This is a genomic window from Nannocystis punicea (assembly GCF_026965555.1).
Taxonomy (GTDB): Bacteria; Myxococcota_A; Polyangia; order Nannocystales; family Nannocystaceae; genus Nannocystis; species Nannocystis punicea.
In genome coordinates this window covers 10,311,882-10,328,156 of the sequence record NZ_CP114040.1, presented here as the reverse complement: position 1 = coordinate 10,328,156, position 16,275 = coordinate 10,311,882, and the positions used below count along the sequence as shown (strand labels likewise).

The following is a 16,275-nucleotide window of genomic DNA, read 5'->3' as shown; positions in this document are numbered from 1 at the left end:
CGGGCATGCTCGAGAGAGCATGCCCGAAGGGCCACATCAGGTCTCGTCCTGGTCGATGTCCTCGAGCTTGAGCTCCTCGGCGTCGAGGTCCTTGTTGTCGAGCTCGACCTGCTCGTCGACGGGCTCGGGCGCGGGCCAGCGCGGATCGGGGACGATGAGGGGCCGCTCGGGGGCGGCGACGCGTTCGTCGGCCGAGGTGTCGCGCGGGCCGGTGTAGTCGTGGCTGCGCAGGTCGCGACGCTCGATGGCGCGGAGGGCCGCGTCCTGCGAGGAGCCGCGGTCGCGCAGGTGCTCGCTGATCCACGCGTCGCGACGCGAGGGGTGGTCGTCCTTGCGGGTGCTGCGGGGCTTGCTCTCGACGTTGTCGTCGGCGAACTGCTCGGGCTCCGTCCGAGGGGCGAGCGCGTGCGGGCCGATCCGCAGCAGGTTGGTGACGTCGCGGACGCCGGCGATCTGGTAGGCGATGTCCTCGATCAGCCGCTTGGTCGCGCGGCGTCGGACTCGGCCGCGCAGGAGGACCTCGCCGCGCTCGACGAGGACCTCGACGTCGCTGGCGTCGATCTCGTCGTGCGCCGTGAGGATGACGTGCAGGTCGTCGCGGATCGACTCGTCGGAGCGACGGTAGCCGCGCGGCCCGCGGCCGGTGTGGTCGGGTGGGGTCAGCTCGGGCTCGAGCTCGAGGCCGGTATAGTCGAGCTCGGCGTACTCCGATTCGTCGACGCGCGTGCCGTCGAGCGTGGCGTACGCGCCGTAGCCCTGGTACGAGGCGTCGGCGAGGGGGGCCCGAGATTCCGCGAATCCCAGGGGGAAACGCGGTCCCTGGCCGAAATCGCCTGGGTGACGAAATCCGTCCTCGATGGGTAGTCTGCGCCGGGTCATCGGATTGATTACCTCCGCGCCACAAGTCTTGTTCATGGTCAGGGCGCGGGCAAGCGGCGGCGCTCGCCGCGACGTCAATCGACCGGCAGCAAGACGACGTCGACGCGACGCTCGTAGGGCCAATCACTCGGTGCATCGGGCGCGGCGCCGGCCTCACCAGCGGGGCGGACGACGATGCTCTCGGGGTCGACGCCCTGCGTGGCGAGGAACTCGCTGACCGAATCGGCGCGCGACATGCCGACCTTGTCGTCGTACGTGTCGCGGCCCCCAGGCGTGTGGCCGCGCAGCTCGACCTTGCGGTCGCGCAGCGGCCCGGTGGTGAGGCACTCGGCGACGCGCCGCAGCAGGATGTTGTCCTCGGGCTCGAGCGCGGCCACGTCGAACTCGAAGTAGGCCTCCGGCGACAGCGGGATCCCGCAGGCGGTGGCGAGCGGGACGTCGATGAACACGCCGGTGATCTCGAGGGGCCGCTCGCTCGCGGGCTCGGCCTCGACGGCGGCCGCCGGCGGCAAGGCCTCCCGCTCCTCGGCCTCGGCGATCAGCGCCTCGTCGACGCGCTCGGCGACGTCCTCGGGGTGCTCGACCGGGCGGTCGGCCGAGGTCTTGTGGCAGCCCGCCGCGGACGCCAGAATTACACAGAGGGACACATGGACGGCTCTCATGGGCCCGCAGGATTGGCGAGCGCGCGCGACCGTCAAGCCGGGCGTGCTGATCCGCGAGCGACGAGCCGCGCCCGCCCGGCGTGCGCCCGTCCGCCCGCCACGGCTGCGCGTGGGGCGGCCAGTTCTTTTAATCATGACAAAAATGTTCTCGGGACAGAGAGGCGGGCCGCCCGGTCGTCCGCTCTCCATCGGATGTGTCTTTGGACATGTCTTTTTGGACATGTTTGTAAAGACATTGTATATTGTATGAGGATCAGTACGAGACGCCGATCGACTCGGCCTGGCGGCGCAGGGTGGCGGTGACCGTGGCGTCGAAGCCGGCGCCGGCGCCGGCGGCCGGCTCGGCGTTGCGGAGGTAGGCGTCGCGCTGGACCGAGAGCTCGCGGATCTGCTCGTTCACGGCGGCGCGCTGGCGGCGAGCCTCGGCGACGTGCGCGACCTGCTGCTCGAACGTCATCTTCTGCATGGCGTCGGGCAGCTGGTCGGTCGGGATGTCGGTCAGCGCCTGGCCGCCGTCGAGCGCGCCGAGCAGGTCCTCGCTGTTCATGCGCCCGATCCTGGCGCTGTAGCTGGCGGCCTCGGCGGCGGCGCTGGCCGACATGGCCGTCCGGTGGCCGAGCTTGACCGCCGCGTTGAGCTTGTCGCCGTGGCTGCCCCAGGTCAGCACGGTGGCCGAGAGCTGGTTATTGAGCTCCTGCAGGCGGCCGTCGTAGGGGGTGGCGACGGCGACGACGCCGCCGTTCTGGGCGATCTGGCTGTACTCGCCGTTGGTGGCGCCGGCGATCCTGCGCCACGCGACCTCGGCCTCGGGCGAGAGGCCGCACTGCACTGTGTTGATGACGATCCCGCGCTGGGCGGCCCGCTTGGCCAGCTCGGCCGTGGTCGGCGAGTCCTGGTAGTCGTCGTGCGGCGGGGCGTCGCCGACCAGGAAGACGAGCTTCAGGACCTTGTCGCCGTCGCTCCACTGCATGCGGTCGAGCGCGTCCTCGAGGCCGCGGCCGACGTGCTCGGCATGGTCGCCGCCGCCGCCGACCTCGTAGCCGAGCAGCTCGGCGTAGACAGCGTCCATGTCGCCCGAGAAGTCGAACCGCTTTGTGACGTATTCGTCACCGTTGTCGCGATACGCGACGAGGCCGATCCGCAGGTCGGGTCGCGGCTCGCCCGAGGCGAGGCGGTTGGCGATCGCCCAGATCTTCTGCTTCGCGCCCTCGATGAGCCCCGACATGCTGCCGGTGGTGTCGAGGACGAAGACGACATCGATCCGGGGGCGCGTGGCCGCGGGTGCTTGCACCGGCGACGCGACCTGGAGCTGGGTCGTCGTCACCTCGGGCGCCGGGACGACCTCGGCGGGGCTGCGGAGCGTGGGGTGAATCGCCAGGGCGAGGCAGCAGACGGCGATGGCGCTGGCGGCGAGGACTTCCATGGGGCGGTGACGCATGCCTGCACGCTACGCGCGAGGCGGCGAGCTCGCCGCAGGCCGGTGTGGGCTTTTACACAACCTTGACCGGAGCCCGGGCGGGTGCGCGAGCAAAGACTTTCGATCGAGGCGTGGACCGTCGGCGTATCATCCGCGGCGGCTGCCATGATCTGGTCACGGCTCGGCAAGCGGCAGAAGAGCGCGATGGCCTCGGCGATCGGCCGGGAGCAGGAGCAGAGCGTCCGCCGGGTCAATGCCATCCGCTTCGCCGGCGCCAGCGGGCTGCTCGCGCTCTACATGGTGCTCGACCTGCTGCTGCGGCAGGCGGAGTGGGGCGCGGGCGGGGTGTGGATTGTGGCCGGCTACTGGTTCGTGGCCGGTTCTCTGTTCGTCGGCGGCCGGCGCCTCGGCGGGCGCGGGTCCCTACTCGGCATGGCGATCGCGCTGGTCGACGTGCCGTTCATCTTCGTCCTGCTCTACAGCACGATGGGCACCGGCTCGGCGGCGGGCACGGCCGGGTTCGCGGTCGGGGTGTTCGCGCTGTTCATCATCCTGTCGGCGATCACGCTGCAGCGGTCGCTGGTGATCGCGTGCGCGGTGGTCGGCAGCGCGCTCGAGATCGTGCTGCAGGTGACGGCCGGGGTGACCGTGGGGGCGATGGTGGCGACGGTGCTGCTGCTGTCGCTGGTGGCGGCGACCTGCGCCTATCTGATGGGCCGGTTCCGCTTCCTGATCGAGACGACGGCGCGCGACCAGCTGCGACTCGATCGGATGGGCCGGTACTTCTCGCCGGCGGTGGCCGAGCTGCTCAGCCAGGCGCGCGAGCAGCAGGCGCTCGGCGAGTCGCGCGAGCTGACGGTGCTGTTCAGCGACATCCGCGGGTTCACGAGCCTCGCCGAGTCGATGCCGAGCGAGGCGGTGGTCCGCCTGCTCAATGATTATTTGACCTGCATGGTCGACGTGATCTTCGCGGCCGGCGGGACGCTCGACAAGTTCATGGGCGACGGGATCATGGCGTACTTCGGCGCGCCCATCGAACAGGCCGACCACGCCGACCGGGCGATGTGGTGCGCGCTGCACATGCAAGAGGCGCTGCACCGCTTCAACCTCAGCCGCGAGGGCGCAGGGGTGCCGCCGCTGAAGATCGGGGTCGGGCTGCACAGCGGGCGCGTGATCGTCGGCGACATCGGCTCGCCGCGCCGCCGCGAGTACACTGCGATCGGCGACGTGGTCAACGTGGCGTCGCGGCTCGAGGCGCTGACGAAGCAGCTGGCGAGCCCGATCGTGGTGTCGGAGACGACGCGCTCGCGGATCCGCGGGCCGGTGAGCTTCGTGCAAGCGCCGGAGGTGCCGATCCGCGGGCGCAGCGGGCCGCTCACCGTGTTCTTGCCGGTGTTCGATCCGTCGGCGGGCGCGCTCGAGGGGATCTGGCTGCGCGACCACGAGAGCATCCTGGCGCTGGCCCAGGCCGCCGATTCGACGGCGATCGGCGAGACGATTCAGAGCGTGCATCCGGGGGACTCGAACCCCTGGCTGGCGAAGAAGGAAATCACGGCGACCCCCGGGCGCTAGAGCCCGCGCACGGCGGACCGCCGGATCGGGTGACACGAATCGCGGGTTCGCTGTATGGTGGCGACAATGCTCGCCGTTCAGCTCCGCAGGGCCCTGTTGTGCGCGACCGTCCTCGCCGTCGGATGCGGTGAAGAGGCCCCGCCGGAGCCGGCGCCGGCGGCCCCCGAGGAGTTCGACGATCCGTTCGCCGAGGACGCGAAGGAGACGAAGGCCGAGGTCGCGGCAGACGAGGCGAAGGCGGAGCCGGTGATCGCGCTGGCGCAGCCGACGGCGGCGCCGGCCGAGCCGGGTGTGGCGGCGCCGGGCGAGGCTGTGGCGGGGGACGAGGCCGTGGCGGGGGGCGAAGCTGCGAAGCCGGCCAGCGCGATGGCGGAAGGCGAGGCGGCGAAGCCGGCCGGGACCGAGGCCAAGTCGGGGGGCGAGAAGGCGGCGGCGAAGAAGGCCAAGCCGACGGCCGAGGCGCAACCTGTCCCGAAGGACAAGTCACCGACGCCGGCGGCCCCCGATGCACCTGTCCCTGCGGACAGCCCCGCACCGACGCCTGCGCCCGCGCCGACGCCCGCGCCCGTGGCCACGCCGACGCCCGCACCGGCCCCGGCGGCGCCGGCCCAGCCGGACCAGGCGCGCTTCGCGGGGACGTTCCGCTACGCCGGCGGCGAGGCGCAGCGCACCAACCTCACCGACGCGATCGAGACGGCGGTGCAGCAGCTGAACGCGCTGATCCGCGGGATCGGCCGCAAGCGCTTGACCGAGGCCAACCCGATCCGCGATCAGATGACGTTCGTGGTCGACGGCACCAAGGTGACCGCGACGTTCGCGGCGGGGCGCACGATCTCGGGGACGATCGGCGGGCCGCCGGTGGCGTGGACCAGCGACAGCGGCAGCCCGCTCACGGTCGCGTTCTCGCTGGTCAAGGGCCGCCTGGTGATGGACTACAAGGCCGACGACGGCGGGCGCCGCAGCACGTTCACGCTCGACGAGTCGGGCGCGAAGCTGACGATGAGCGTGACGATCACGTCCGAGCGGCTGCCGAACCCGCTCAAGTACGCGCTGACGTACAAGCGCGTGTGAGCGCGCATGCGGGTCCGGCGATCGCCGAGTCGATCGCCGCCCCCACGCGTCGGGGCCGCGGCCCCGTCCGGTCGCACGCCGATCGCCGTGGCTGCGGTCCGTCGAGGCCGATATTTTGGCCCGCATGAGGACGAAGGGACTGGCGGTCGCGGTGGGGCTGTTCGTCGCGGCGGCGGGCTGGGAGGCGCGGGCCGGGCAATTGGTGGTGATGGACGAGACGTGGGTGCACGCGCCCGACCTGGCTGATTCGCATTACCGCGTGACGCCGATGATGGGAGTGCCGGAGGACTGGACGAGCCCGATCGACTGGACGCAGGGCTCGGTGTGGGTCCACCTCGAGGTGCTGACCAAGCCGACGACGCAGGAGACCCGGTTCCAGGTGTGCTTCGAGGCCAACCCGACCTACGCGTGCACGCTGCAGTCGCCGACGTACACCGAGGTCGGGGTGTACGAGTGGGAGTCGACGTTCGCGCAGTTCTGGTCGCCGCCGAACGAGTTCGTCGACTGGACGCAGGGCGTCAACAAGTTCGCGTGCATCCTCAAGGACACGATGAACGGCAAGCCGTCGGCCGACAACGTCGGGCCCGAGACGGCGGCGCTGTACATGCCGACCGAGGTCCGCATGGTCATCACATTGGTGGAGCCGGGCAGCACGTACGAGCCGCCGGCGCCGGTCGGCGAGGAGACGACGGGCGGGGAGTCGACGACCGGGGAGACGACCGGCGAGCCCGGGACGACCACGAGCGACACGGGCGGCGAATCGACGACGGGCGAGGCGACGAGCACGGGGCTGCCGACGACGACGGGCGAGGCGACGAGCGGAGAGTCGACGACTTCGACGAGTGACAGCGAGTCGACGTCGGAGATCAGCTCGGCCGACAGCTGGCCGAGCGAGGCACCGGACACCACCACGAGCGGCGGGGCGAGTACGGACGGCGGGGCCACGGACACGGGCAAGGAGGGCTGCGGTTGCCGCGGCGGCGGGGGCGATGGGGCGGGCCTGTTCGGGCTGGTGATCGCCGGGTTGGCGTGGCGCCGGCGACGGTGAGGTGGCCGAAGGGACATATACGGCGGCGCCGGTGATGCGAGGTGTCCGAAGGGACATTTGTGGCGTCCGCGCAATCGGCGAGGCGACGGCGACGGTGACGCGAGGTGGCCGAGGGGACATGTAGCGCTCACGCGAATCGGCGAGACTGCCGCGACGGAGGCGCGATGTGTCCGAAGGGACATGTGTAGCTCGCGCGGATCGGCGAGGCGCCGGCGACGGTCACGCGGTCCGAGCTTCGCCGGTCTTCGATTCACCCGGCCGAAGAGACGTGCTGCGGACGATCGCCGGCGGTGAGGTCCGGGGGATATCACTGCCGGGCGGAACGAATCAGGCGAGGGCGACGCGCAGGGTCGAGGGGCCGCGCACGGTGAGGTTGTCGAGCCAGGCCGGCTTCTCTCGCAGCTCCCAGCGCGGGAACTCGAGCAGGGCCTCGAGGGTGAGGCGCGCCTCGAGGCGGCCGAGGGCGGCGCCGATGCAGTAGTGCGGGCCGGTCGAGAAGCCGAGGTGGCGGTTGTCGGCGCGGGCGATGTCGAAGCGGTCGGGCTCGGGGAACTGGGCCTCGTCGCGGTTGGCCCCGGCGAACGAGAGGAACAGGCGGTCGCCGGTCTTGACCTGCTGGCCGTGCCACTCGAAGTCGACGCGCGCGACCCGGCCCATGCGCGAGACGGGGCACTCGAAGCGCAGGACCTCCTCGATGGTGCTGGCCACGAGGCCAGGTTCGGCGCGCAGCCGCTGCAGCTGGTCGGGGAAGCGCAGCAAGGTGTAGACGGTGTTGGCGATCAGGTTGGTGGTGGTCTCGTGGCCGCCGAACAGGATCGCGGTGCAGGTCGACAGCAGCTCCTGCTCGCTGAGCACCGAGCCCTGCTCCTCGGCGGCGACGAGGGCCGAGAGCAGGTCGTGGCGCGGCTGCTCGCGGCGCTCGGCGATCGCCTTGCGGAAGTACTCCTCGAGCTCGAGGATCGCCGCGCGCGCGCCGGCGAGCAGCGCCTGGCTCATGGCCGCGGCGCCGAAGAAGCTGGCGATCGCGTCGGAGCAGGCCTTGAGGCGGTGGCGATCCTCCGGCGGCAGGCCGAGCATGTCGCCGATCACGAGCACCGGCAGCGGAGCCGCGAGCGCGTGCACCAGCTCGACCTCGCCGGGCTCGATCGCCGCCAGGAGCTCGTCCCGGATCTGCTGGATCCGCGGGCGCCAGGTCTCGATCAGCCGCGGCGTGAAGGCCTGGTTGAGCAGGCCGCGCAGGCGCGTGTGGTCCGGCGGGTCGCGCAGCAAGATCCAGTGCGCCAGGTTGTCGATCACCGGCGCGACCCACCCGCGCGCTTCGGGCGGCAGACGCCTGGCCATCGCCTCGGCCCGGCTGGCCGAGAGGCGAGCGTCGCGGAACCCTGCCGCGACGTCGGCGTAGCGCGTGACGATGAACGAGCCGGCGCCCTCGTTGCCGGCGAAGTACAGCGGCGCCTCGCGGCGCAGCCGCGCGAGCACGGGGTAGGGGTCGTCGCGGTTCTCGGGGGCGTACAGACCGAGCGGATCGTGCATGACCTCCGAGAGTAGCGGAGTTGACGACGCGCGGGCGGCGGCTGGGATGGTGCACTTTCGCGGACGCGATGCTCGCAGTCAGATCGGACCGAGACAGTGTTCGGGTCCGGGACGGACGAACAACATGCCCTCGGCGATCGCGTACTCTTCGTCGGCGAACGCGTCGTAGGACAGGACCTCGCCCGGGAGGCGATGATGGGTGGTGAGCCGGGCGGTGCCGACTTCCCAGGTGAGGATCGAGGAGCCGACGAGGAGCCGCGCGTAAACCGGAGAGCCGGCATACATGTCGAGCAGCTGAACTTGTCGCGGAAAGTCCGCGAGCGGCAACTCGGCGGCCTCCCAGGTCGCGCCGCGATCGCGGGTGAAAAACACCGTGTCGGCGTCACCGACGACGACGCCGGTCGACTCGGTGTGGTTTTCCGGGTTCAGGCAGGGGCCGAAGTCGAGCGATCTCAAGATTGCTTTCGTCGCCAGCGGGACGGGCTCCCAGGCGGCGCCGCCGTCGATCGACCGCAAGAGCGTGCCGCCGTCGCCGACCGCGACGGCGAGCTGGTCGTCGAGCACCGCGATGTCGCGCAAGGGCAGGGCCGTACCGCTGTCCAGGCGCTCCCAGGTCGTGCCGCCGTCGAGCGTCCGCAGCAGCGCGCCCGAGTCGCCGGCGATCATCCCGAATCGCGGCCGGGTACAGGCGAAGCGCACCGCGTGGAGGTCCTCCGCGATGGGCTCGGTGGCGGGCGCCTGCCAGGTCTCGCCGTGGTCCTCGGACCCGCGGATGGTGCCGGCCTCACCCACGACGAACCACCGCGACCGGCTCGGGGACGTGGGGACGAAGGCCCCGAACAGCTCGGCGTCGATGTCGCTCGGGACCTCGGCGAACTCCACGAACGGCGAGGTCGCGACGGGCTGCTGCACGAACAGCGCGCCGCCGGTGCCGAGCGCCAGCGGCCCCCGGGCGAGGCGGATCCGCCGGTCCTGCGAGGCGGATTTCCAGAAGTCGCAGTCCTCGCCGCCGCAGCCGAGGCCCGGCACGAAGGTAAGCGCCAGGAGCGTGGACAAGGCTGCGACGGACGGCTTGCTTCTCATGGGCCTGGCCTTCGATCGGAGAGCTTCGCACGATCGGCCCGTCCCTCCAAGGGCCCGCCAGGACGCCGCGAGGGACCGTCGACAGCGCCCGGCGAGCGCGCTTGCGTGGCGGTGAGCGGCCGGTGAGGAGCGCCCGACGTTTTATCAACTGTCCATTTGGACATGTCTTTGTGGATATTAAAGACACCGAGACCGCCGGCGCAGTGCCGGCGGTCTCGGTGTCGTGGATTCATCCTGGATGTCCCGAAGGACATCTATCATCACTGCGGGAAGACCTGCTGGCAGTAGCCGTCGATGCAGGGCGTGCCGGGTTCACAGCAGTCGGCGTCGGACTCGCAGGCGTTGCCGGCCTCGGAGCAGGGGCCCTTCTCGCCGCAGACCTTGAGCTCGCCCATCTGGATGCAGTGGCCGGAGCAGCAGTCGATGCCGGACTCGCAGACCTTGTTGGGCTCCTCGATGCAGGGGTCGGGGGCGAAGTAGGCGTTCTCGGAGAGGGCGCAGTCCTCCTGGCCGCGGACGTAGAAGGGCGGGTTGGACGGGTCGGTGCCGGCGTTCGGCGGGTCGTTGATGGCGGTGATCCACAGCTGCTGGCGGTTGGCGCCGACCAGGGTGTTGCCGTAGTCGCGGCGGGACATGAAGACGACCCAGAAGTAGCCGCCGGCGCGGAGGGGGGCGAAGGTCGGGTTGAAGCTCTTGTTGTCGGAGCTGGCCTTCTCGAGCATCACCTGGTCGTTGCCGTCGACGCCGACCAGGAACAGCTTGCCGTTGCCGGTCGAGCGCGAGCCCTGGGTCGGGCGGCCGAACACCAGCCACTCGTTGCCGGGCGAGAAGTTCGGGTAGGCCGGGCGGCCGACGTCGGCGCCCTTGGGGACGATGACCTTCTGGTTGGTGACGGTGATGCCATCGGGGTTGACGTCGGCGACGACGAGGTCGGCGTTGTTGGCGTCGAAGGTCCAGCCGCCGTTGGGGTAGCCGCAGGTGGCGGCGATCTTGGTGCCGTCGGGCGACCAGGCCGGCTCGCCGCAGCCGGGCTGCAGCACGTTCGGGTTGAGGACCGACCCGTTCATGCTGTCGAGGATCTGCAGCACCGAGGAGTTGGCGTTGCCGCCAGTGTTGTTCGACAGGAGCAGCTTGGTGCCGTCGTGGTTGAAGGCGCTGAAGGTGCCGCCGCGGCCGGGCTGGGGGGCGATGCTGCCCTGGACCGCCGGCTCCTGCGAGACGTCGATGGTGAACGCGGGGAACGGGGAGTTGCCGTTGTCGACGACCGCGGCGACGCTGCGACCGTCGCGGCTGACGGTGTGACAGCCCCAGCAGAAGCCGGGCTGGAAGAACTCGTTGGCCTGGGCCTCGCTGGGCTTGATGCTGAGGACGCGGCCGTTGCCGCCGCCGCACTGGCTCGGCAGCTCCCAGTAGTAGACGCGGCCCGGGAGGCGGGCCTGGGCCATGCGCCAGGTCTGCTTGACCGACTCGTAGACGTTGTTGCCGCTCTTGCGCTGGAGCTCGAAGTTGATCGGGTCGCTCTGGGCGCCCTGGCCGGACTCGGAGATGGCGATCCACTCGGCGGCGTCGATGAGGTGGCGCGCCGGGACGTTGGTGGAGAAGTAGATGGTGTAGTCGTAGAACTGCTCGCTGATGTGCAGCTTGTACTGGTCGCCGTTCTGCACGTTGTTCCACTGGACGACCGGGGCGGCGACCTTGAGCGGGAAGACCGTCTCGTTGTACGGGTAGACGATCGTCATCGACGGGTCGGGGCCGACGGGGTTGCCCCACCCGGGCTCCATCATGCCGGGGTCGATCTTCTTGATGATCTTGACGGAGACGGAGGTCTCGGCCTGGGCGGCCTGGTAGGTGGCCTTGAGGGTGCCGGTGCCGCCCATGGCGCCGGTGGGGATGAACTCGGCGTTGAGCTGGATCTCGCCGATCTCGGGCTTGTTGTAGCTCCAGGCGACGTCGCCGGTGACGTCGACGCCGTTGTAAGTGGCGGTGTAGGCCTGGGTGACGATCGCGCCGTCGATGATCTCGAGGGTGATGTCCTTGGGGTTGATGTCGAGGACGCCGTTGCCGGTGTCGGTGCCGGTGGTGGTCTGCGGGCCGGTGGTGTCGGTGACGGTGCCGTCAGTGCTGTCGGTGCCGGGCGAGGTGTCGGTGGCGACGGTGTCGGCCGCGGTCTCGGTGCCGGTGGCGGTGTCGGTGCCGAGAGTGCTCGCCGAGGTCGTGGGGGTGTCGGTGGTGGGGCCGGCGCTGGTGGTGGTGGGGCCGGGGCCGGTGGGCTCGGTGAGCGTGGCAGGTCCGGCGGTGGTGCCGGGGCCGGAGTCGGTGACGTTGCCGTTCGAATCGCCGCAGGCGGCGACCGGGAGACACAGGACGAGCGACAGGCGCGGTACGACGGTCCGTAACGAATGCATGCCGCCCAAGAGACGCGTAGGTCGAGCGGCCGTCAAGCGGAGCCGGCTGTTATTCGGGGCAGTGCACGGGCGCAGGTCCGAAACCGCCCCGCAGAGCGCGCGTGACCGGGCGACACGGCACACGCAGACGAGAGGATCCACCTGTAGGCGACGGTATCTTCCTCGATCGGCGCGGGCGCGAAATCATCGCAGGCGTCGACGGTCCGGGATGGTGGGACAGGGCGCGACCGTCGACGTGTCCCCACGTCGACGGTCGCGGGTGGAGTGATATGTCCCGAAGGACATATCCTATCACTGCGGGAAGATCTGCTGGCAATAGCCGTCGACGCAGGGGGTGCCGGGCTCACAGCAGTCGGCGTCGGACTCGCAGGCGTTGCCGGCCTCGGAGCAGGGGCCCTTCTCGCCGCAGACCTTGAGCTCGCCCATCTGGATGCAGTGGCCGGAGCAGCAGTCGATGCCGGACTCGCAGACCTTGTTGGGCTCCTCGATGCAGGGGTCGGGGGCGAAGTAGGCGTTCTCGGAGAGGGCGCAGTCCTCCTGGCCGCGGACGTAGAAGGGCGGGTTGGACGGGTCGGTGCCGGCGTTCGGCGGATCGTTGATGGCGGTGATCCACAGCTGCTGGCGGTTGGCGCCGACGAGGGTGTTGCCGTAGTCGCGGCGGGACATGAAGACGACCCAGAAGTAGCCGCCGGCGCGGAGGGGGGCGAAGGTCGGGTTGAAGCTCTTGTTGTCGGAGCTGGCCTTCTCGAGGGTGACGAGGTCGTTGCCCTCGACGCCGACGAGGAACAGCTTGCCGTTACCGGTCGAGCGCGAGCCCTGGGTCGGGCGGCCGAACACCAGCCACTCGTTGCCGGGCGAGAAGTTCGGGTAGGCTGGGCGGCCGGCGCCGTTGGCCTTGGGGACGATGACCTTCTGGTTGCTGACGGTGATGCCGTCGGGGTTGACGTCGGCGACGACGAGGTCGGCGTTGTTGGCGTCGAAGGTCCAGCCGGCGTCTTCGTAGCCGCAGGTGGCGGCGATCTTGAGGCCGTCGGGCGACCAGGCCGGCTCGCCGCAGCCGGGCTGCAGCACGTTCGGGTTGAGGATCGCGCCGTTCATGGTGTCGATCACCCGCAGCACCGAGTTGATGGCGTCGATCGGGTCGTTGGACTGCAGCAGCTTGGTGCCGTCGTGGTTGAAGGCGCTGAAGGTGCCGCCGCGGCCGGGCTGCGGCTGGATGTTGCCGTAGACGCCGGGCTCCTGCGAGATGTCGATGGTGAAGGTCGGGAACGGGATGTTGCCGTTGTCGGCGACCGCGGCGACGGTGCGGCCGTCGCGGCTGACGGTGTGACAGCCCCAGCAGAAGCCGGGCTGGAAGAACTCGTTGGCCTGGGCCTCGCTGGGCTTGATGCTGAGGACGCGGCCGTTGCCGCCGCCGCACTGGCTCGGCAGCTCCCAGTAGTAGACGCGGCCCGGGAGGCGGGCCTGGGCCATGCGCCAGGTCTGCTTGACGGACTCGTAGACGTTGTTGCCGCTCTTGCGCTGGAGCTCGAAGCTGATCGGGTCGCTCTGGGCGCCCTGGCCGGACTCGGAGATCGCGATCCACTCGGCGGCGTCGATGAGGTGGCGCGCCGGGACGTTGGTGGAGAAGTAGATGGTGTAGTCGTAGAACTGCTCGCTGATGTGCAGCTTGTACTGGTCGCCGTTCTGCACGTTGTTCCACTGGACGACCGGGGCGGCGACCTTGAGCGGGAAGACCGTCTCGTTGTACGGGTAGACGATCGTCATCGACGGGTCGGGGCCGACGGGGTTGCCCCACCCGGGCTCCATCATGCCGGGGTCGATCTTCTTGATGATCTTGACGGAGACGGAGGTCTCGGCCTGGGCGGCCTGGTAGGTGGCCTTGAGGGTGCCGGTGCCGCCCATGGCGCCGGTGGGGATGAACTCGGCGTTGAGCTGGATCTCGCCGATCTCGGGCTTGTTGTAGCTCCAGGCGACGTCGCCGGTGACGTCGACGCCGTTGTAAGTGGCGGTGTAAGCCTGGGTGATGATGGCGCCGTCGATGATCTCGAGGGTGATGTCCTTGGGGTTGATGTCGAGGACGCCGTTGCCGGTGTCGGTGCCGGTGGTGGTCTGCGGGCCGGTGGTGTCGGTGACGGTGCCGTCAGTGCTGTCGGTGCCGGGCGAGGTGTCGGTGGCGACGGTGTCGGCCGCGGTCTCGGTGCCGGTGGCGGTGTCGGTGCCGAGAGTGCTCGCCGAGGTCGTGGGGGTGTCGGTGGTGGGGCCGGCGCTGGTGGTGGTGGGGCCGGGGCCGGTGGGCTCGGTGAGCGTGGCAGGTCCGGCGGTGGTGCCGGGGCCGGAGTCGGTGACGTTGCCGCTCGAGTCGCCGCAGGCGACGAGCGGGAGACACAGGAGGAGCGACAGGCGCGGTACGACGGTCCGTAACGAATGCATGCCGCTCAAGAGACGCGCGGGCGCGGCGGGCGTCAAGGGGCCTGCGGCTGGTGGTCCTGCGAGACCCAGCGCGCGGCGAGGCGAATTGATAGAGTGTGGCGCGAGAGGATCTACCCATGCGACTGGCCCTGATCATCCCCCTGCTGCTGTGCGTGTTCGGGTGCGACAAGCCGAGCACCACGAGCGCGCCGCCGCCGTCGTCGGCGGTCAGCGAGTTCCACGTGTCGATCTTCAACGCCTGCGGCAACGACGTCACGGTCGAGGTCGGTGCCGCGGCCGGCAGCGGGCGCAAGGTCCTGCTGCTCAACGCTGCGCGCGAGACGATCACGGGCGGCGCCGAACAGATCTTCCTGCTCGGCAAGGACGGCGAGCTGCTGGCGACGTACCAGCCGATCCAGGGCAAGCAGAAGGCGCAGGTGACGAGCGACTGCACCGCGATCGAGCGCGTCGACTGACTTGTCGCGCGCGCGGGGCGCGGATATGCTCGCGCGGATGCTCCGCCCCTCGCTCGTCCTCGCCGTCGCGCTCGCAGCTTCCGCTTGCTCCGCCGCGCCGGCCGGCGCGCTCGAGGTGCAGACCGCCGCGCGCTCCGAGTCGCTGCCGGTCGCGCGCCTGGCCGAGCTGCCGCAGGTCGAGGTCCGCGTCGGCGACAGGCGCTACGCCGGGCCGCTCCTGCGCGAGGCGCTGCTGGTCGCCGGGATCCCGGCCGGGTTCGACGTCGAGGTGGTCGGCGCCGACGGCTACAAGCAGACGGTGAACGCGGCCACCGTCGGGCGCGACGACGTGATCGTCGCGCTCGGCCTGCCGCCCGGCGAGGGGCCGCTGCGGCTGGTCGTGCCCGGGTCGCCGGGGCTGTCGGTCAAGCAGGTCGTGGCGCTGCGGGCGACCCCGGCGGCGGCGACCCTCTGAGCGAAGAGACATGTTTCAAGGGACAGGGGCGAAGGGACATGGTTGAAGAGACACGTGTGCTGCCGGCCGAGTGGGCGCCGCAGGCCGGGGTGCTGCTGACGTGGCCGCACGCGGGCAGCGACTGGGGGCCGACGCTCCGCGCGGTCGAGCCGGTGTTCGTCGAGATCGCGCGCCAGGTGGCGCTGCGCGAGGTGGTGGTGATCGCGTGCCACGACGCGGCGCTGGCCGGCCACGTGCGCGGGCTGCTGCGCCGCGCGGGGGTCGACGACGCCCGCGCGGTGCTGCACGCGGTCGCCTGCGACGACACCTGGGCCCGCGACCACGGGCCGCTGACGGTGATGGTCGACGGGGCGCCGCGGGTGCTCGACTTCGTGTTCAACGGCTGGGGCGGCAAGTTCGCCGCGGCCCAGGACGACGTGATCCCGCAGCGCCTGCACGCGCTCGGGGCCTTCGGCGCGGCGCCGCTCGAGATCGTGCCGCTGGTGCTCGAGGGCGGCAGCGTCGAGTCCGACGGGGCCGGCACGATCCTGACGACCGAGCGCTGCCTGCTGTCGGACCACCGCAGCGGGCTCGACGCGCCGGCGATCGAGGCGGCGCTGCGCCGCCACCTCGGCGCGTCGCGGGTGCTGTGGCTGCGCCGCGGCTGGCTCGAGGGCGACGACACCGACGGGCACATCGACACCCTGGCTCGCTTCTGCGACGCCCGCACGATCGCGTACCAGAGCTGCACCGACCGCGCCGACTCCCACTGGGAGGAGCTGCAGGCGATGGCCGCCGAGCTGGCCGCGCTGCGCACGCTGGCCGGGGAACCCTACGAGCTGGTGCCGCTGCCGTGGCCGCGCCCGCGCTTCGACGTCGGCGGCGAGCGGCGCCTGCCCGCGACCTACGCCAACTTCCTCGTCATCGACGGCGCGGTGCTGGTGCCCACGTATGCCGACCCGGCCGACGAAGAGGCGCTGGCGCGCATCGCCGGGGCGTTTCCCGGGCGCGAGGTGGTCGGCGTCGATTGCCTGCCGCTCATCGAGCAGGGCGGCAGCCTCCATTGCCTGACGATGCAGCTGCCGCGGCCGCTGGTCGTCGGTCCCACCACTGCAGGCTGATGTCCTGAAGGACAGGTCGTCCGTCGTCGGCGGGCGCCGACGTTCGACTGCGCGCCGCCTCGCAGGCCCGCGTCGGGCGTCTCGGCGGGCGTCGTTCGCGGCGGGCGCGGTTGCACCGATCGACGGGGGTGCTAAGGAGGGCGGCCGTCGCGTCGCAGCACGG

General features: G+C 70.9%; 13 protein-coding genes. 6 read left to right on the top strand and 7 right to left on the bottom strand.

What is annotated here, in order from left to right:
* Positions 1 to 36: 36 nt before the first annotated feature.
* From O0S08_RS39570 to O0S08_RS39560, 3 genes are all read right to left on the bottom strand, one after another.
* Positions 37 to 879 (bottom strand): BON domain-containing protein, encoded by an 843-nt coding sequence (locus tag O0S08_RS39570; RefSeq protein ID WP_269034666.1) that lies wholly within the window; start codon positions 877 to 879, stop codon positions 37 to 39.
* A 74-nt stretch (positions 880 to 953) separates the two neighbouring features.
* Positions 954 to 1,541, bottom strand: coding sequence for an OmpA family protein (locus tag O0S08_RS39565; RefSeq protein ID WP_269034665.1), 588 nt, complete (start codon positions 1,539 to 1,541; stop codon positions 954 to 956).
* Positions 1,542 to 1,794: 253 nt separating this feature from the next.
* On the bottom strand, positions 1,795 to 2,979 hold the full coding sequence (locus O0S08_RS39560; RefSeq protein WP_269034664.1) for a vWA domain-containing protein: 1,185 nt from the start codon (positions 2,977 to 2,979) through the stop codon (positions 1,795 to 1,797).
* 144 nt (positions 2,980 to 3,123) lie between these two features.
* Here O0S08_RS39560 and O0S08_RS39555 point away from each other — a divergent pair, with 144 nt between their 5' ends.
* From O0S08_RS39555 to O0S08_RS39545, 3 genes are all read left to right on the top strand, one after another.
* Positions 3,124 to 4,530, top strand: coding sequence for an adenylate/guanylate cyclase domain-containing protein (locus O0S08_RS39555; RefSeq protein WP_269034663.1), 1,407 nt, complete (start codon positions 3,124 to 3,126; stop codon positions 4,528 to 4,530).
* Between the two features lie 66 nt (positions 4,531 to 4,596).
* Positions 4,597 to 5,601 carry a hypothetical protein gene (locus O0S08_RS39550; protein ID WP_269034662.1) on the top strand — a complete coding sequence of 335 codons (1,005 nt, stop codon included), beginning with the start codon at positions 4,597 to 4,599 and terminating at the stop codon, positions 5,599 to 5,601.
* A gap of 124 nt (positions 5,602 to 5,725) precedes the next feature.
* Positions 5,726 to 6,649, top strand: coding sequence for an MYXO-CTERM sorting domain-containing protein (locus O0S08_RS39545; RefSeq protein WP_269034661.1), 924 nt, complete (start codon positions 5,726 to 5,728; stop codon positions 6,647 to 6,649).
* A gap of 327 nt (positions 6,650 to 6,976) precedes the next feature.
* Here O0S08_RS39545 and O0S08_RS39540 read toward each other — a convergent pair whose 3' ends face one another.
* The 4 genes from O0S08_RS39540 to O0S08_RS39525 form a co-directional block, all read right to left on the bottom strand.
* Positions 6,977 to 8,182 (bottom strand): cytochrome P450, encoded by a 1,206-nt coding sequence (locus O0S08_RS39540; RefSeq protein WP_269034660.1) that lies wholly within the window; start codon positions 8,180 to 8,182, stop codon positions 6,977 to 6,979.
* A gap of 78 nt (positions 8,183 to 8,260) precedes the next feature.
* Positions 8,261 to 9,238: a YCF48-related protein gene (locus O0S08_RS39535; RefSeq protein WP_269034659.1), complete on the bottom strand. Its 978-nt coding sequence runs from the start codon at positions 9,236 to 9,238 to the stop codon at positions 8,261 to 8,263.
* A 287-nt stretch (positions 9,239 to 9,525) separates the two neighbouring features.
* Entirely contained in the window at positions 9,526 to 11,670 is a 2,145-nt protein-coding gene (locus tag O0S08_RS39530) for a hypothetical protein (protein ID WP_269034658.1), read from the bottom strand.
* Positions 11,671 to 11,961: 291 nt separating this feature from the next.
* On the bottom strand, positions 11,962 to 14,103 hold the full coding sequence (locus O0S08_RS39525; protein WP_269034657.1) for a hypothetical protein: 2,142 nt from the start codon (positions 14,101 to 14,103) through the stop codon (positions 11,962 to 11,964).
* Between the two features lie 116 nt (positions 14,104 to 14,219).
* Here O0S08_RS39525 and O0S08_RS39520 point away from each other — a divergent pair, with 116 nt between their 5' ends.
* From O0S08_RS39520 to O0S08_RS39510, 3 genes are read left to right on the top strand one after another with little or no spacing between them, the layout of a single operon-like run.
* Positions 14,220 to 14,558 carry a hypothetical protein gene (locus O0S08_RS39520; protein ID WP_269034656.1) on the top strand — a complete coding sequence of 113 codons (339 nt, stop codon included), beginning with the start codon at positions 14,220 to 14,222 and terminating at the stop codon, positions 14,556 to 14,558.
* A gap of 37 nt (positions 14,559 to 14,595) precedes the next feature.
* The gene (locus O0S08_RS39515; protein WP_269034655.1) at positions 14,596 to 15,012 is read left to right on the top strand and encodes a molybdopterin-dependent oxidoreductase; all 417 of its coding nucleotides are present in this window, start codon (positions 14,596 to 14,598) and stop codon (positions 15,010 to 15,012) included.
* Between the two features lie 38 nt (positions 15,013 to 15,050).
* Entirely contained in the window at positions 15,051 to 16,112 is a 1,062-nt protein-coding gene (locus O0S08_RS39510) for an agmatine deiminase family protein (RefSeq protein ID WP_269034654.1), read from the top strand.
* The last annotated feature ends 163 nt before the right edge of the window (positions 16,113 to 16,275 follow it).